The organism is Pseudomonas sp. NPDC096925, from assembly GCF_044762545.1.
In the GTDB taxonomy this organism is placed as follows: domain Bacteria; phylum Pseudomonadota; class Gammaproteobacteria; order Pseudomonadales; family Pseudomonadaceae; genus Aquipseudomonas.
In genome coordinates this window covers 306,154-321,845 of sequence record NZ_JBIWEM010000004.1, presented here as the reverse complement: position 1 = coordinate 321,845, position 15,692 = coordinate 306,154, and the positions used below count along the sequence as shown (strand labels likewise).

The 15,692-nt window shown below is 58.2% G+C and carries 16 protein-coding genes and 1 pseudogene; 4 read left to right on the top strand and 13 right to left on the bottom strand.

The genetic code is table 11. The features are described 5' to 3' along the window. The 13 genes from ACIQYU_RS15270 to ACIQYU_RS15210 all read right to left on the bottom strand — a co-directional run bounded on the left by ACIQYU_RS15270 (nucleotide 1) and on the right by ACIQYU_RS15210 (nucleotide 11,776). A complete protein-coding gene (locus tag ACIQYU_RS15270; RefSeq protein ID WP_207836585.1) occupies nucleotides 1-969 on the bottom strand; it encodes a type II secretion system F family protein in 969 nt (322 codons plus the stop codon). Nucleotides 970-995: 26 nt separating this feature from the next. After that, nucleotides 996-1,982 carry a type II secretion system F family protein gene (locus ACIQYU_RS15265; protein WP_207836588.1) on the bottom strand — a complete coding sequence of 329 codons (987 nt, stop codon included), beginning with the start codon at nucleotides 1,980-1,982 and terminating at the stop codon, nucleotides 996-998. Continuing rightward, nucleotides 1,979-3,421 carry a CpaF family protein gene (locus ACIQYU_RS15260; RefSeq protein WP_233687029.1) on the bottom strand — a complete coding sequence of 481 codons (1,443 nt, stop codon included), beginning with the start codon at nucleotides 3,419-3,421 and terminating at the stop codon, nucleotides 1,979-1,981. The genes ACIQYU_RS15265 and ACIQYU_RS15260 overlap by 4 nt, the downstream gene beginning before the upstream one ends. Before the next feature lie 3 nt (nucleotides 3,422-3,424). After that, entirely contained in the window at nucleotides 3,425-4,642 is a 1,218-nt protein-coding gene (locus tag ACIQYU_RS15255) for an AAA family ATPase (RefSeq protein ID WP_233687030.1), read from the bottom strand. Further along, nucleotides 4,636-5,142 carry a TadE/TadG family type IV pilus assembly protein gene (locus ACIQYU_RS15250; RefSeq protein ID WP_063913203.1) on the bottom strand — a complete coding sequence of 169 codons (507 nt, stop codon included), beginning with the start codon at nucleotides 5,140-5,142 and terminating at the stop codon, nucleotides 4,636-4,638. Before ACIQYU_RS15250 ends, ACIQYU_RS15255 begins: the two co-directional genes overlap by 7 nt. Further along, entirely contained in the window at nucleotides 5,142-5,612 is a 471-nt protein-coding gene (locus tag ACIQYU_RS15245) for a TadE/TadG family type IV pilus assembly protein (protein WP_233687031.1), read from the bottom strand. Before ACIQYU_RS15245 ends, ACIQYU_RS15250 begins: the two co-directional genes overlap by 1 nt. Nucleotides 5,613-5,621: 9 nt before the next feature. Next, nucleotides 5,622-6,965, bottom strand: coding sequence for a TadE/TadG family type IV pilus assembly protein (locus ACIQYU_RS15240; protein WP_233687032.1), 1,344 nt, complete (start codon nucleotides 6,963-6,965; stop codon nucleotides 5,622-5,624). 14 nt (nucleotides 6,966-6,979) lie between these two features. Beyond that, the gene (locus tag ACIQYU_RS15235; protein ID WP_063913206.1) at nucleotides 6,980-7,261 is read right to left on the bottom strand and encodes a hypothetical protein; all 282 of its coding nucleotides are present in this window, start codon (nucleotides 7,259-7,261) and stop codon (nucleotides 6,980-6,982) included. 15 nt (nucleotides 7,262-7,276) lie between these two features. Next, entirely contained in the window at nucleotides 7,277-8,788 is a 1,512-nt protein-coding gene (locus ACIQYU_RS15230; protein WP_233687033.1) for a type II and III secretion system protein family protein, read from the bottom strand. 63 nt (nucleotides 8,789-8,851) lie between these two features. Further along, the gene (gene cpaB, locus ACIQYU_RS15225) at nucleotides 8,852-9,664 is read right to left on the bottom strand and encodes a Flp pilus assembly protein CpaB (RefSeq protein WP_063913207.1); all 813 of its coding nucleotides are present in this window, start codon (nucleotides 9,662-9,664) and stop codon (nucleotides 8,852-8,854) included. A 12-nt stretch (nucleotides 9,665-9,676) separates the two neighbouring features. Continuing rightward, complete coding sequence (locus ACIQYU_RS15220) at nucleotides 9,677-11,011, bottom strand: AAA family ATPase (RefSeq protein WP_207836622.1); 1,335 nt, start codon at nucleotides 11,009-11,011, stop codon at nucleotides 9,677-9,679. Between the two features lie 15 nt (nucleotides 11,012-11,026). Next, nucleotides 11,027-11,545: a prepilin peptidase gene (locus ACIQYU_RS15215; protein ID WP_233687034.1), complete on the bottom strand. Its 519-nt coding sequence runs from the start codon at nucleotides 11,543-11,545 to the stop codon at nucleotides 11,027-11,029. Nucleotides 11,546-11,581: 36 nt separating this feature from the next. Then, complete coding sequence (locus ACIQYU_RS15210; RefSeq protein ID WP_207836634.1) at nucleotides 11,582-11,776, bottom strand: Flp family type IVb pilin; 195 nt, start codon at nucleotides 11,774-11,776, stop codon at nucleotides 11,582-11,584. A gap of 445 nt (nucleotides 11,777-12,221) precedes the next feature. Here ACIQYU_RS15210 and ACIQYU_RS15205 point away from each other — a divergent pair, with 445 nt between their 5' ends. From ACIQYU_RS15205 to ACIQYU_RS15190, 4 genes and pseudogenes are all read left to right on the top strand, one after another. Next, on the top strand, nucleotides 12,222-13,103 hold the full coding sequence (locus ACIQYU_RS15205) for an AraC family transcriptional regulator (protein ID WP_207836638.1): 882 nt from the start codon (nucleotides 12,222-12,224) through the stop codon (nucleotides 13,101-13,103). Between the two features lie 84 nt (nucleotides 13,104-13,187). After that, nucleotides 13,188-13,301 (top strand): annotated as a pseudogene (locus ACIQYU_RS15200) (DUF4917 domain-containing protein); the annotation flags it as partial. A 562-nt stretch (nucleotides 13,302-13,863) separates the two neighbouring features. After that, entirely contained in the window at nucleotides 13,864-14,838 is a 975-nt protein-coding gene (locus tag ACIQYU_RS15195) for a hypothetical protein (RefSeq protein ID WP_233687035.1), read from the top strand. Between the two features lie 76 nt (nucleotides 14,839-14,914). Further along, the gene (locus tag ACIQYU_RS15190) at nucleotides 14,915-15,682 is read left to right on the top strand and encodes a TSUP family transporter (protein ID WP_207836647.1); all 768 of its coding nucleotides are present in this window, start codon (nucleotides 14,915-14,917) and stop codon (nucleotides 15,680-15,682) included. The last annotated feature ends 10 nt before the right edge of the window (nucleotides 15,683-15,692 follow it).

The window sequence follows — 15,692 nt, the reverse complement described above, 5'->3', positions numbered from 1 at the left end:
TCATGGCTTCCCGAACGTTTTAAGTATCCCGATGATCACCGGGCCGATGGCTACCAGAAAGAAGCTTGGCCACAGACAGAAAATTAGCGGAAAAACCAGCTTTGTCCCGATTTTCGCGCCCATTTCCTCGGCGGCCTGCATGCGCCGGTCACGAAACTCCTCGGCATAGATGCGCAAGGTAGCCGCTACGCTGGTACCGAAGCGGATGCTCTGGGCCAACAAGCTCACCAGGCCCTGGATGTCTTCCAGACCGGTGCGGTCAGCCAGTTGCCTGAGCGCTTCGGTACTGGAAATGCCGGCGCGGATCTGCGCATTGACCAACGCCAGTTCCTCGGCCAGCTCGGCCTGGCTGACCGCCATTTCTTCGGCCACCCGCTCGATCGCCTGGGGCAACGCCAGGCCCGACTCCACGCAAACCACCATCAGGTCCAGGGCGTCAGGAAAGGCCGCACGCAACCGCCCCTGCCGAGCCGTCTTGCGCTTGTCGACATACATTGCCGGCAATAGCCATCCGCTAGCAGCCCCCATGGCCACCACTCCCATGCCCGTCATCAGGGAAAGGTTCGGAACCAGTGGCAATACCAACAGCGAAACGCCTACCAGCAGCAACGGCAACAGCAAACGCACTGCCCAATACACCTGTACCGCCGACGCCGAACCATAACCCGCGTGGGTCAACAGGGTTCGAGTAGCTGACACCTGTCCATCCGTAGACGGGGTAACGCGCCGACCAACCCGCTCCAGTAGAAGCTGAAGGTTTCCTGGCGCCTCCCGCCCGGGCGCAGCGCTGGAGTGGTCACGCTTGATCAATGCAAGACGGCGTTGCAGCGGGCTCTGCAACCCCAGCACAAGCAACGTCACGGTGATGACCGCAATGACCGTGCTCATCCCGATCGCACCGACGATCAGCAGGCGTGCCAATGCCTCGTTGTCCGTCACCCCACTCAACAAACCGAGCAAATAGTCCATGACCGACGCCCCCATGCGAGAACTGCCTAAATCTGGATACGGATAATTTTACGAATCCAGAAAATCCCCACCAACATTGAGCCAAAAGCCCCCATGACCAACATTTGCCCAGTGGGATCCTTGATCAGTAACGTCAGGTAGTCCGGGCTCGTGATAATGATCGCTGCCGCCAACAGGAAGGGTATGGCCACCAACACCCAAGCCGACATACGCCCTTCGGCCGACATGGTCTTGACCTTGCGCTGAAAGCGGAAACGCCCGCGGATCAGGTTGCTCAGGCGCTCCAGTACTTCGGTCAGGTTGCCGCCGGTCTCTCGGTGAATGAGGATCGAGGTGACCAGCATCATCACCGTCATGCTGGGCATCCGCTCCAGCAGGCCAAGCATGGCCCGGCGCACATCATTTCCGTAGTTGATATCGGCGAAGGTCAGGCCGAATTCATGCGCCACCGGCCCCTTGTGTTCCTCTGCCACCAGGCGCAGGGTTTCATTGAAGGGGTGTCCGGCGCGCAATGCCCGGCACATGGCCTCCAGCGCATCCGGCAAACCCTCTTCGAACTGGGCGAAACGCTTGCCACGGTCATGGGTGATTTTCAGCAGCGGCAGCCAGAACGCCACGAACGCAGCCGCCAGCGCCAACCACCAGTAAGGAAAGAACAGCCAGGCCAGCATCCCGGCAGCCGCTGCCAGCACGAGCCCCAACAGCAGTACCCGATAGGCCCGGTACTCATGCCCGGCCTGCTCGATCATTTGCGTCAGCGTCGCCATGAAGGGTAACTGCTCGAGCCACGCCTCCAGCGGCGACAAACGAGTCAGGTATTTCTGCCGCAACACGGTCTGCATGTTCGGCAGATGGCTTGCGCGCTCCAGGATCACCAGTCGGCTGCGGATACGTTTACGTACCTTGCCCGCCTCGCCGAACACCGGCACCACCAACCCTTGGCTGAGGAGAAACACGGCAATGAACACCATGCCGAGAAATATCAGGATGTATTCACCGGGTATCTGGCTCATGGCTGACGAGCCTCCATCCATTCAGGCCTGAACATCGTCAGCGGCAGTTCGATCCCGCGCTTGGCCAAGGCATCGCGAAAGGCCGGGACCATGCCACTCGGCCGGAAGTCGCCAAGCACCTGGCCCTGCTCGCCCACACCATTGCGGACAAAAGAGAAGATCTCGGTCATGGTGATGATTTCGCCTTCCATGCCGTTGATCTCCTGCACGCTTACCAACCGCCGCTTGCCGTCTTCCTGCCGCTCCAGCTGGATCACCACATCGATGGCCGATGCGATCTGCTGACGCATGGCCTTGATCGGGAACGTGGCGCCAGACATCAGGACCATGTTCTCGACCCGGCCCAACGCATCGCGCGCGGTGTTGGCGTGGATGGTAGTCAGTGAGCCATCGTGGCCGGTGTTCATCGCCGTCAGCATGTCCAGCGCCTCGGCACCACGCACCTCACCGATCACGATACGGTCCGGGCGCATCCGCAGGCTGTTGCGCACCAGCTCCCGCTGGCCCACCTCGCCGCGCCCCTCGATGTTCGCAGGCCGTGTTTCCAGGCGCACCACATGTGGCTGCTGCAGTTGCAGCTCGGCAGAGTCCTCGATGGTGACAATGCGCTCGTTGTGGGGAATGAAACTGGACAGCACATTGAGCATGGTGGTCTTGCCACAGCCGGTGCCGCCCGAGATCAGCACGTTCAGCCGGCCCCGCACGATCGCCTTGAGCAGCAACGCGATGGCCGGGGTCAGGGCGCCCGCCTGGATCAGGCTGTCGGTATTGAGCAGGTCCACCGCAAAGCGGCGGATCGAGATACTTGGCCCATCGATGGCCAGCGGCGGGATGATCGCATTGACCCGCGAACCATCCTTGAGGCGGGCATCGACCAACGGCGAAGACTCGTCGATACGCCGGCCGAGGCTGGAGACGATGCGGTCGATAATGTTGAGCAGGTGCTGATCGTCGCGAAAACGCACATCGGTGCGCTGCAACTTGCCGAACCGCTCGACGTACACCGAGTCATGCCCGTTGACCAGAATGTCGGACACCGTGTGGTCGGCCAGCAGCGGCTCCAGCGGGCCAAGGCCAAGCACTTCATCGGTGATCTGCTTGATGATCAGCTGGCGGCTGACAGAGCTCACCGGCGCCGAATGCTCATCGAGCAGACGTTGGCAGATATCGCGGATCTGCCGCACGGCCTCGGCCTGCTCGAGCGAGTCGAGCAAGGACAAGTCCATGACCTTGAGCAGTTGCTGATAGGTCTTCTCCCGCCACTCGGCTTCCACCTGGGTGACCTGGCTTCTGGTTTCAAAAAGAACGTCCGGCGCTGAATGCTCCCAGGCCATCATCGCCTCAGCCGGATCCTTCGCAGCGCCACCCTGCTTCGACGGCGTCGATGCCTCGGGGGTGACTGCCTGTTTGCGCAAACGGTTACGGAAATCGCTAAGCATGGTTCACCCCCGAAAAACACGCTTGAAGGCGCGTTTGAACAGTCCGCTGTCAGTGGCCACCTGCTTGCCAACCAGTTCCTCGGCCATCCCACGCAGCGCCTGGGTGATCGCCGACCGAGGTGCTTGCAGGCCTAATGGCACACCCGTGTTCTGACTCTGGTTGATGACGCTGAAGTCATTGGGCAGCTTCACGATATTGGTGCAGCGCATCGCCTCGCCGATATCCTTGAGGCTGACCGGTGCCGCCTTGTCGTAGCGGTTGACCACCACCTCCAGCTGATTGCCGCGTACGCCCAGGTCATCGCGCAGAATGCGCGCCAGGGAACTGGCGTCGCGCAGGTGGTTGACGCTCTGCTGCACCACGACGTACACCCGGTCCGCCTGCTCCAGCACTGACGCGGTGATGTGGTCAATCTGCCGTGGCAGGTCCGCCACGACCCAATCATAGTTGGCGCGCGCCAACTGCAGCAGCGCATCGAGCTGTTCGGCCTGGACATCCTGCGGCAAGCACAGCTCATTGGCGCGACTGCCAAGCACATGCAAGGACGGGCTGAAATGGCTGCAGAACCCGCGCAGTGCCACCCCGTCCATCTCTTTTATCTGCTGCAACACATCCAGTTGGGTGTGCGACTGCGCGACATCCAGGTGATGCGACACACTGCCAAACTGCAAGTCCAGGTCAAGCAACAGCGCGTTGCCCTTGAGGCTGAGCTGATGCGCCAGGTTACAAGCCAGTACCGTGCCGCCGGAGCCACCCTTGGCATTCATCACGGCGATCAGTTTCCCGGTTGCCGCACTGCTGGTCTGGGTCTCCATGACCATACGGTTCAAGGCTGCCATAAGCTCCGTGGCAACGATGGGTTCCGGCAGAAAATCGCGGGCACCGGCCTGCATTGCCAGGCGCATGCCTTCCCGATCGTCCAGCAGGCCGCACACCAACAGCGGCGGGCGTTCATGGGCCGGGCGTTGCAACAGGGCTGCCAGCTCCTCACGCCACAAGTGGCCAACACGCAAGAGCAAGAAGTCGGGCTTCCGGTCCAGCCCGAAAAGCGGGTCGGAATGCCCATTGCTCACCTGGCGAACATTCACCTCCAGACCGGAGATGCGCTGACAGATCTCTTGCAACTGACGCAAGGCCAAGGCGTCGGAGCTGCTGATCAACAGACGCATCCCGGGCTTGATGGAGGTAGCGGATACGGAAGACTCCCTAAGATTCAGCATGGCGTGATCTCCGGTGCGACATCCGCCTCGGTATGACGCCCGAGGCTTTCGCGAGGTAAGGTCGCCTTGAATACTGGCAGGGTAATGGGCACCCCAAAACCTGGAATAAACAGGCTGAATTGAAAGTTCTGCAGGGTCAGCTGGACATAGCGGACAGCGGCAAACCCGGTGGCACTCACCAGATCACCGGGGTTGGCTACCAGCGCGCCGTTCTTGTCCAGGTAACGCAGGGTCAGGTCCCCGGTGTCCAGGTCGGCCAGCAGGGTACTGGCGCCACTGTTGCCGGCGCTGTTGAATATCGCCCGACGCAGCACTACCGGGTCGCTGATATTGCAGACCGCTGCCAGACGTGCGCCACGCCGAACGGATTCATTCAGCACGTTCACGGTGTAGTACAACCGGCCTATTTCCAGCACCCCGAACAACAGCGTGAACAGCAATGCGCTGATGATCGCGAACTCTACGACGTAGACGCCTTCCTGCATGCCTCTGCGCTTCATCACAGTGCCCTCATCACGGTGGTGGCAACCAACGGGAAGTTCAGCGCCGCGCTGCCTCCGATAAAGGCCGGAATGCCGTTGGCGACCAGCGGGGAAAAAACAGAGCTGATGGTCACCTGCACGTGGTCGTTGGTGCCTGCCACCTTGGCCACCTGCACAGTGATGTTGGCCGGCATGCCGGTCAGGCTGCAGGGCGGCGCGGAAGGTGCACCGTACACCGCCACTTTCTTGGTCATGCACTCGAGATCAGCGCTCACCTCGACCTTGCCCAAGGTCGAGTTCCAGGCCTGGCTGGCGACGAAGCGCGCGGCATCACGGCTGCCTTGCAGCAGACTGTTGTACTGGTAAAGCATGCGGCCAAATTCGCCAAAGGCCAGCAAGGTCAGGAGCAACAGCGGCAGGGTGATGGTGAACTCGACGATTGCCACCCCTTGCTGGCGCTGCGCACGCTTGAGCCGGTGAAGTTCCATGACAGTTCCTCAGGAGTCGATGCTCGGTGTGCCACTGCCGTTGAGAAAGGTTTTGTACAGCTGGATGATCTGCGGGCCGGAATCGTCTTGCGGCGTGGGCCCAGGTACGTTGTCGCCTTCGCATTGCTTGACGAACTGGCCGAAGATCTGCGAATTCCCGCCCGAATTATCGGCCGGCTGCACTACATAGAAGCAACCGAAACCGAGGACCGGAATCGAGGATGCCCCCGCGTTCTTGCCCGAGCAGTTGCCCACTACGATCTTCAGTATCCGCCGCTCGAAAACTCCGTTTGACTGGCACCCCGTCCCCCCGCCGGCGACACATGCGGCGCTCTGAGCGGCATAATCGTTGTAATCGAACAGCGACGTACCGCCAGCAGAGAGGTTGCCATTGCTCGAAGTGACAGGTTGGCCCTGATGCTCCAGTCGCGCCGGCGTGGTGCTGTCGTTGTACTTGATCTTCGGGTTGTCGTAGGTCGTCACCAGGTCGGGCGGATAGTCCGTCCCCTTGAACGACCCTGTGTAGTCGCCAAAGCGCGTATTCAAACCTTGAACGGAAGGGCCTACCGTGTTGCCTGGCTTGGTGTCGACGTTTTCCCCGACATTGCGGCAAACCGAGCCGCCGCCAGCCATGAGTTCGCCAACCTCCTTGCCGCCCGAGCCAAAATCGAGCAGCTGGAAATTGCCGGGGCCAATGGGGTCACTGTTCTTGGCGGCTGACTTCAAGACCTCCAGGTCACCGAAACGATAGCCCCAGAACATGCCCGCATCCGGGTTGTATTGAGCCGGGTTGCCACACACCAGCAGCGGCGCAAGATCGCATGGGCTGGTCGGGCTCGGCCCGGCGGTGGCAATCGCCGTCACGCTCTTGGCCCCCACGGTTCCCGTACCGATTGACTGGGCGAAGCTCCAGAAAAAACCCGCCAGTGAGTAATTCGATACCGAGACCCGCACATAAGTGGCATTGACCGGCCCCGGGAAGGAGAAAGGCCCATAGACATTGTCTGCCAGCTCCACCACGGCGAATGCTCCAGGGTTGCCGCCTATTGCCGTCAACAGTTCGTTGTTGCCTGCGGCCTTGGCATTTTCGTTCAGGGTGAAGAGCGCGGCGGCTCGCGCGGTACTGGCACTATTGCCAGAGCCCATCACCTGGCTCAGGGTCTTTGCGCCACTCAGGGCGGCAGCGTCCACAGCATTCTGCAAGCGTGTCTTGTTCAACAGCATGTGGCCCCCGTCGAGCACCAACGCTGCCATCATCAATATCGCTACCAGAGCGATCACGATCATGACAGTCACTGCCCCCCGCTGTTGGCCTGGCCGCGCGGTGAACATCCGTTGAGCTCGAGGAGACATGGTCACACCCTCAATCAGCGAGTTGAATCAGTGACTTGGATCTGGATCGGCTGACCGACCTGCTGCGCATCGCCAGTCGCCCCCCGATAACCATTGATCACATTCTCCAGCAATGGCCCATCGGCGCCGGCGGCAGGCAGTTCGGTGCCTGGGTTGGCGGCCACTTGCTTGTCGGCAATCTGCTGGTAGGTGGTCTGGTAGACGCTGTAGCCCAACGGACCAACGCGCCCTTCGTCATACGTCATGCAGCCGGACAACCCCGATACAAGCGCGCAACCCACGATCATGCTTTTCATGCTGGTTCTCTCCGATCAGTTAACATCATGGCCAAAGTTGCCACCGCTGACCCCGAGGCTGACGGGCACCGCGCGCCCAGGCTCACTGCCCTTGGTCTTGCCGAGCAGGTAGAAGTCCAGGTCACTGGGCTCGACGAACTTCTCGGTGGGCAGGCGCACCGCCTTGGCATCCACAGGCTTGGCGAGGTGCGGCGTCACCAGGATCACCAGTTCGGTTTCACCGTTGATGAACGATTGGCTGCGGAACAGGTGCCCGAGTATCGGCAGGTCCCCCAGCCCTGGGAAACGGCTGACGAAATCGCGGGTGTTCTCACTGATCAAGCCGGCAATGGCGATGGTCTGGCCATTGCCAAGTTCGACCGTGGACTCGGCACTGCGCTTGGTCAGCGACGGAATGACCTGGGTAACACCATCGCCCAGGACACTGCTCAGGCCCGTGTCCAGCACCAGCGAGTTGACGTTGGAAAGCTCGCTCACCGAGACATTCAGGTTGAGGTTGATGCGCCCGGAGTCGAGCACCACCGGCAGGAACTTCACCCCGACCCCGAATTCCTTGTATTCGACGGTGATGCCGTCATCCTCGGTGATCGGCACCGGGAACTCGCCACCTGAAATGAACTCCGCCTGCTGGCCGGTCAGCGTGGTGAGGGTGGGTTCAGCCAGCACTTTGGCCGAACCATTGTCCTTGGACGCCTCCAGCACCACGTTGAAGAGGAAATCGTCGGACAGGAACTGGGCGAACAACCCTTTGCCGCCACCAATCAACGAACCAGGCGAAAGGATCGACCCGCCACCGGGAGTCAGGCCCAGCCCTTGACCATTGTTGAACCCGCCACCGCTCCAGTTGCCGGAGGTGCCAAGGGCATTGAAGCGCACGTTGAGGTTCTTGATCAGGCTGCGCTGCATCTCCGCCACCTTGACTTCCAGCATTACCTGCTGGCTGCCACCGACACTGAGCAGGTTGATCACCTCCAGCGACTGGGTCGGCGTCGCCTCAGCAGCTTCACCCTTGCCTTGCACCACGCTGGCGGTTTGCGCGGCATAGGTCTTGGCAACCTTCATCGCCGTGTCCATGGCGGCAGCGCTGCGCACCTGGCCACGCAGCACCAGCGCGCCCTGGGCACTGAACACCTCGATGTTTTCCTCGGGCAGCAGCTGGTGCAGTTTGGTCTTGAGCCCGGTGAGGTCATGCACGACCTCCACATCCAGGGTCTCGATCAAGCGGTTGTTGCTGTCCCAAAGCAACACGTTGGTAGTGCCCAGAGAACGGCCGAGCAGGTAGAGCTGGGTCGGGCTGGTGATGAGGATGTCGGCAATATCCGGGTTGCCGACCGAGATTTTCCTGACCGGTGTACGAGCGCTGATCGTCCGCGACTTGTAGATGGGTACCTGGATCATGTTGGTATTGGCCGCCGGCATGGCGCTGTATCCCGCCCCCGGTCCTTCAGCCTGCGCCACGCCAGCGAACAGCAGCTGCGTACCCAGCCCACACAACAGGTACAGCCCTAGTCTCTGCAAAGTATTCATTGACTACTCCCTGCGAGGTGATCTTGTTCCTGCCGAAGGTTAGCTATTCGGAAGCCAGCTGCCTTAAAACCTTGCTTTTGCTATCTCGACTTCAGTCCCGCGGATGATGGTGACCGCGCCAACGCCACTGCTGCGATTCACCACCGGTTTTGGTTGCGGCCTGGCGGCTGGCGGCGCGGCCTTGGCCGGCTCGACAGTGGCAACGACTGGTGGCTGCTTCTGAGCGTCCAGCGGGTTGCGCAGGGCCAGTTGCAACCTCCCTTCCGATTGCGCCTTGACCAGGACCTCGGCCTCTTTGGCCGACATTTCCAGGGTCACGGCACGCACCACCACCGGTTGCGTCTTGTCCGTCCCCGCGGTCTGGTCCACGGCCAACACCCGCAAGTCCTGGAGGATGGTCGTGGACTCTGCTTCATTACTGCTGCCATTGCTTTGCCTGGTCGCCAGTACATCGACCCGGTTACCCGGCAAGAGGAAGCCCCCCACCCCGACCACGTCATCGACACGCACCGAAATGGCACGTTTGTCAGGAGCGATCAACGAAGCCAGGGTACTGCCACCCAGGTGCTCGGCCAGGCGTGCGCTGCGCAGGACATCGCCGCGCAGCAGGGCGAAGGTGGCGATCTTGCCCAGCACCTTTTCGTTGCTGTCGAAGGCATCATCAGGTACCGCATCCTTGGGCATGCGCACGATGGCAACCTGCTGGGCCTCGATCATCTGCCCGAACGGGATCTCCACCGTGGCGACCACCACGTTCTTCATGTTGTCATCCGGGGTGGTGTTGAGCCGCCCATTGAGCCAGTTGTTGGCCATCCAGGCGGCACCAAGCCCCAGGGTCAGGGAAACAGCAATCAGGGTAAGCGTACGGGCGCTCATGTCTGCAACTCCTTATCCGAGGAAGTCGATCTGAACGAAGTAGCTGTGCCAGGCCCATTCCAGCTCCTGCGGCGACAGCGGACCATCGCCGCCCTGGTATCGCTGGCGGTCGAGCGCCATGCTCAGCAGGTCGCGAGGGTGGCATGGCACCAGCGGCACGCCTTCGGCCTCGTACAGCGTCTGTAGCGCATAGCGCAACAGCGACGGATCGTAAGCCAGGCCCAGGCGTTCGCATTCCTGGCGCCAGATGCGTTCGTACTCATCGACTTTCAGGTAGCTGAACTGCAGCTTGTAGCCAATGCGCCGCAAGAAAGCCTCGTCAGCCAGCTCCAGCGGGTTGAGGTTGGTGGAGAACACCAGCACCAGATCGAACGGCAGCTCGCAATGACGCCCGCCGCCAAGGTTGAGGAAGTCGCGCTTCTCTTCCATCGGCACGATCCAGCGGTTGAGCAGTTCGGCCGGGGCCATGCGCTGGCGCCCCATGTCGTCGATGATGAACAGGCCATTGCTGGCCTTGAGCTGCAGGGAGGCCTGGTACTGACGGGTAATGGGATCGAAACGGACATCCAGTTGCTCCATGCCCAGTTCACCGCCGGTGATAACGACCGGGCGCTTACATCGCACCAGCCGGCGATCGATTCCTTCGTTGAGCAACAGGCTGTTCGGTTGGCTCTCTTCCTCCAGGCGCTGATGCACCTGGGGGTCATACACCTCGATGACCGACTCGTTGATCTCTATGGCATGAGGGACCCAGATGTATTCGGCGAACAGGCGAATCAACCGGCTGCTGACGTAGGTCTTGCCGGTGCCTGCGGGGCCGTAAATCATGATTGCGCGCCCGGAGTTCAGCGCTACGCCCAGTTGATCGAGCATGCTCTCCGAAAGCACGACACCGGTGAAGGCCGTATGCATGTCCTGCGTAGTGATGCGTCCATGGTGAATGGTCTGCAGCTTGAGCAGGTCACGGTAGGCACTTACCGGGAAGGGCGCCGCGCCGATGTAGCCGCTGCGCGCCAGTGCATCACGGGCGGTACCGCGACCACGTTCGGTCAAGCCGTAGCGCAGCACCTGCCCCCCCGTTTGCACACCGACCTGGCCCAGTACTTCGACGCGGCCATCCTTGCGCAGAAAGGCCAGCACTTCTTCCACCACCGCACCGGTCAGCGCCAGGCGCTCCACCAGACGCGACAGGTCCAGCGTACCGGCGTCATGCAGGTGCTTGCACAACAAATCACCGAGAAAGCTTTCTGCCAGGCCAGTCTCGCGAACCGTACGTGGCTGAGGTGCCAGGCCCTGCACTGCGTCCTTGGCACAGGCGCAGGCACCACTGTCTCTGAGTGCGTACATTGTTAGCCTCCCAGGCTATAGGCCAAGCGGTTGCCAATAAAGGCTGACAAGGGTTCCGGACAGGATCGCGACTGAATAAGGGAACGGTTTACCTGCCACCTCATCCGCCTTCGGCGCAAAATAGGCCTGCGCAGTCAAGATCAACCAGTAGCGTTCTAACGTCTGTTTCAACTGTCCGCGCAGGAGCACTATCAACATCCCGCACACGCCACCGGCGATCAGGCTAAAAAGTGCTGCTGAAAGTGCGTCAGGCGGTGTAAGAAAACTACCGACCATGGCCATAAGTTTGACGTCGCCGGCTGCCATGCCCCCCAGCGCGTACATCGGAATAAACACGGCAAATCCGATAAACATACCCAGTACGCCATAACCTAGCCCGGTAAGTTCTGCGGAATAAACCTGGCCTGCCAACCCCAACCCCAACCCCAGCAAGACCAGAAAGTTGGGAATGCGGTGGTTACGAAGATCCCCGACCACCGCAATACCCAGCAGCCCTAGCAGCACGACAATGGCGAACAGAGACTCTGCTGACATTGCTGCATCCCCCTTGGGGCTTAGTTAAGAATGAGTTCAAGGGGCAGCGGTGCCTCCAAGCGCAGTGATCAGCCCGTTGATTTTCCCCTTGACCGCGGTTCCCAAGTTGGTGAACGCAGTAATAAGGGCGAGGGCAACCAACCCACCTGCTACCGCATATTCCACGACGGTCAGGCCATCTTCATCTTTGACGAACTTCATCAACGAAGCCTTGAAAGTTTGCATATTCATTTCGCTCACCTCGCTAAGGACATTATTTTTATTCCCAGGCAGTGGTGTTTTGCACTACCTGTTGGGAATCCTAGTCAGAGGGTGACAGTGGTGGTTAGGAGATTTTTGCGAATCGCTAGGACTTTTTTGCGGCCATTTGCCAGCATCGAAAAAAGTGACAGGCCACCAGGGAAACAAGCGGGAAAGGATAATGTGAGAAGCACTTTCGAACGCATTTGCACTCGATTCAGCATAAGCGTACGGCCCACTCAGTCAAAGGCGACAAGCGGTCGTTCTGGCCAAACACCAACAAAAATCCGCAGCCCGTCTAACATCAGGGCTTTAGACAACACATAGAACGCAATAGACAAAAACTAGCTAGCCTAATAACCAAATCAATCGGCGAGCTGATGGCATGTTGTCAATACTGCAGCACGTAGGGACACCCTCAGGAGCAGGTTAGGTCATGATGTCTAACCCGGGCAAAAAGCCCCTGTTGTTGTGGTTCGATCTGACACGTGATCGCTCCACCGAAGCCTTGATGGCACAGTTCAGTCATGTCTGCGATTGCAAGCTGGCAAAGACGGTCGCGCATTCCGAACGTCAGCAGGCAGACATGATCTGCATGCATTTCGATCGTCCCGACACCCTGAACCTCAACCTGCTCCTTGAGGTAAAGCGCAGCTCGCCTGCCATCCCGATCACCATGCTCACAGTGCAGCACTCCGAAGAACTGGCCGTCTGGGCCATGCGTTCGCGTGTCTGGGAATATCTGGTATTGCCGCTTACAGCCAGCGAGATGAGTCGCTACCTCGGCGTCCTGAAGCAGCTTTGCGAAGTCCGCCGCACTATCAAGAGTCAGGGCAATTCGCAGCAGATCGACCATCTGCCGTCGCTGCCCGACAGCATTCGCCTGACTGGCGAACACCACAAGCACCAGGCGCTCAGCAAGGTGATGCCGTACATCGACCAGCATTTTCGCGAATGCATCGATCAAAAGGACCTGGCGCAGCGCTGCGGAATGACTACCGCTCGCTTCAGCCGCCTGTTCAAGGAGGTCAACGGCGTGGGGTTTCTGGATTACATCCTGAGCAAGCGCATGAACCTGGCCATGGACCTGCTGGTCAACAGCCAGATGCCGATTACCAGCATCGGCTATGAGGCAGGTTTCAAGGACCCGTCCTACTTCGCCCGCGCCTTCAAGCAGGTCAGCAACTGCACGCCCAGCGAATATCGGCAGGCCCGTCAGCCTGGAGCATCTGCCAGCGAAGCCGAGCCCCTGAAAGGTGCAAATGCGTCCGTGCCGGATAACGTGTTACCGAGTGCTGCGCTTCACAAGAGCCGCTGATAAATCATTTGCCCAAGGCTCACTCTGCTGAGAAGCAATGGCGCCAGCCTGGCGTTATGGAAGCCGTTTGGCTATTCACCAAACGCGCGTCCGGTGCACCTGTCGATTGCCATCCGGCCGTTGAGCGAGGCTTCGGTGGTCAACCAGAAGCAGCACTTTGTCGAGCGACTCAGGAGCTTGTGGGGGCCAGCGCTGCATTGACGATCACAGGGCATGCCGATCAGGGCGTTGAAATAATCCATCGCTCTCAAGAGGTCGAGGAATGCATCTATACGACTACAGGTAGAGAACTGAGAGTTCAAGACAAACTCAAGCTCCATAACCAAAAGATAACGAAGCCTGTGATCGCACCTACGAATGCAAAAACACAACCCACTTAAGAACAAAGAACTTTCCTACAGCTTTAAAAGAAACTTCCGTAGGAATAACACCGCCCACCAGCACTTAACTACCCCCAGAAACAAACACCCTAAAAAACCTGTTGACTTCAGCAAAAAAACAGTGATGTCATTATTGCACGAAATGGACCTCAAAAAACAAAGGCCAAACAGGGACAAACTCAATGTCATCCATGCATCTTTCTACCCTAACAAAAAGCTCACGCCTCTTCGTGCCGAACTTTAAATACCCTAGAAAAACCATCAGGACCTACCACCACTACCCATAACAACAATAATATTCAACACAAAATTAGCTACCTTCCACACCTTATCCATCAGTACGACATTGGCCACTCACTCGCTTGCTTATAGGTGTACACATGCCCAAAAACAACAGGAAAAGCCTCTTCAAAAACACGATATCAATGCAGGAGTTTGGACATAAATTTATCGAATCATTACCCAGCCACTTGCAAAACCTGAAAATACCTGGACGACAACTCAGCATAGACCATAGAAGAAAACCTCTACTCGCCAAGATTGAGGACATACCTGCAATTCAAAAAGCAATGATCGAAGTGCTCAACCATCCCATCACGCAGGACTCTCACCACCTTACCGAAAGTGCCTTTCAACTCTTTCTAGAAAAGAAAAATACTGACATAGGAGTTTTAAAGTTCTTCAACGGATGGAATGAGACACATAAAACGACAAGCTTGGTCTCCGCAAAGGTCATCATGCGATTGTCGAATGACACCCTATCCCTACCGCTGGAGAAGCAAAGTGGTCATTGCATCGTCATGGCCCACATGCACGAAGTTGCAAAAGATGATTTCGGCTTAGGACATGAGGGACATGATGGAATGTACCCGAACATGACAGGCGCCTTCAGCGCAACCGACTGGAGTCAAGACCGATTCTCTGTAAAGCAGTGTAACGATTTCTCCGGTTTCCTCTACAGCGTTGGCGTAGCAGGGAATAAACTTCCGATGAATTCTATCGAATATATGCAATCCATGATGAATGCCATGATGGTCTCCATCGCATCTGAACTCTGGAATGGACGCGAGTACAATTTTCTCGCCCAACACATTGAAGATAAACTTTTGGCTATCAACCCGTCACTTGGTTCAAATACCAATGATCTAAGAAACGCAAAAGGCTATGTACTCAGCCATTCCGGCGAAGTCGAGAACAAGCATGGTCTGCATGCCTTGGCCGCTGCGCAAGCGTATGGCCGGGTTACAGGACTGACCTTTGACCCAGTTCGACTGCAGACGATCATGCTTGATTACAACCAACGTGTTGGCAAGGCGTTTTATAACCTTCGCGAGGTCTTGAGCCAAATTAACTGACCGATTTGATCGGCCACACGCCTGACTGCCGTATCAAAAAGCCGATAGATCTCCACTCATAAACCTGGTGTCCCCCATGGAATTCGAGCACGCTCTGATCACTCTGGGCCTTTTCGCTTTTTGCGGCGGATTAATTGATGCAGCAGTAGGTGGCGGAGGGCTTGTGCAAGTCCCCGCCCTCCTTCACGCACTGCCAAACCACAGTTTGGCCACCGTATTTGGCACTAACAAAGTCGCTGTTTTCGCGGGTAACATTTTCTCCACCCTGAGCTATGCGAAACGAATCAAGATCGTATGGCGACTGATGCTACCGACAGCACTTTCTGCGTTTGTCTTTGCATTCCTGGGCGCCTACTCCGTCTCGCTGGCGCCCAAAGCCTTGATGGAGTACATTGTCTTCGTCGTTCTGGTAGCAATGGCAATTTATACATTCATCAAGAAAGACCTTGGGCAAACCCATACATCTATACAATGCGGCAAGAAAGAAATCGTACTGGGTATTTTCTTTGGTGGCACCATCGGCTTCTACGATGGTATCTTTGGACCCGGCAGTGGCAGCTTGCTGCTGTTCATTTTCGTCAAATATTTTGGTTTCGACTTCCTGAACGCATCGGCCTCTGCAAAGTTGGTCAACCTGGGTACATTTACTGCGGCACTGCTTTTCTTCATCCCCTCCGGCCATGTGCTATGGACAATCGGTGGTGTGGTGGCTGCCTGCAATGTTGCAGGTTCGTTGACGGGTACTTTCCTGGCATTACGTTACGGAAGCCGGTTTATCCGCACCTTCTTTTTAATCCTCTTGATCTTTCTGATTGGAAGAATGGGCGTTTCGCTATTCCTGTAGGAGTACGCCA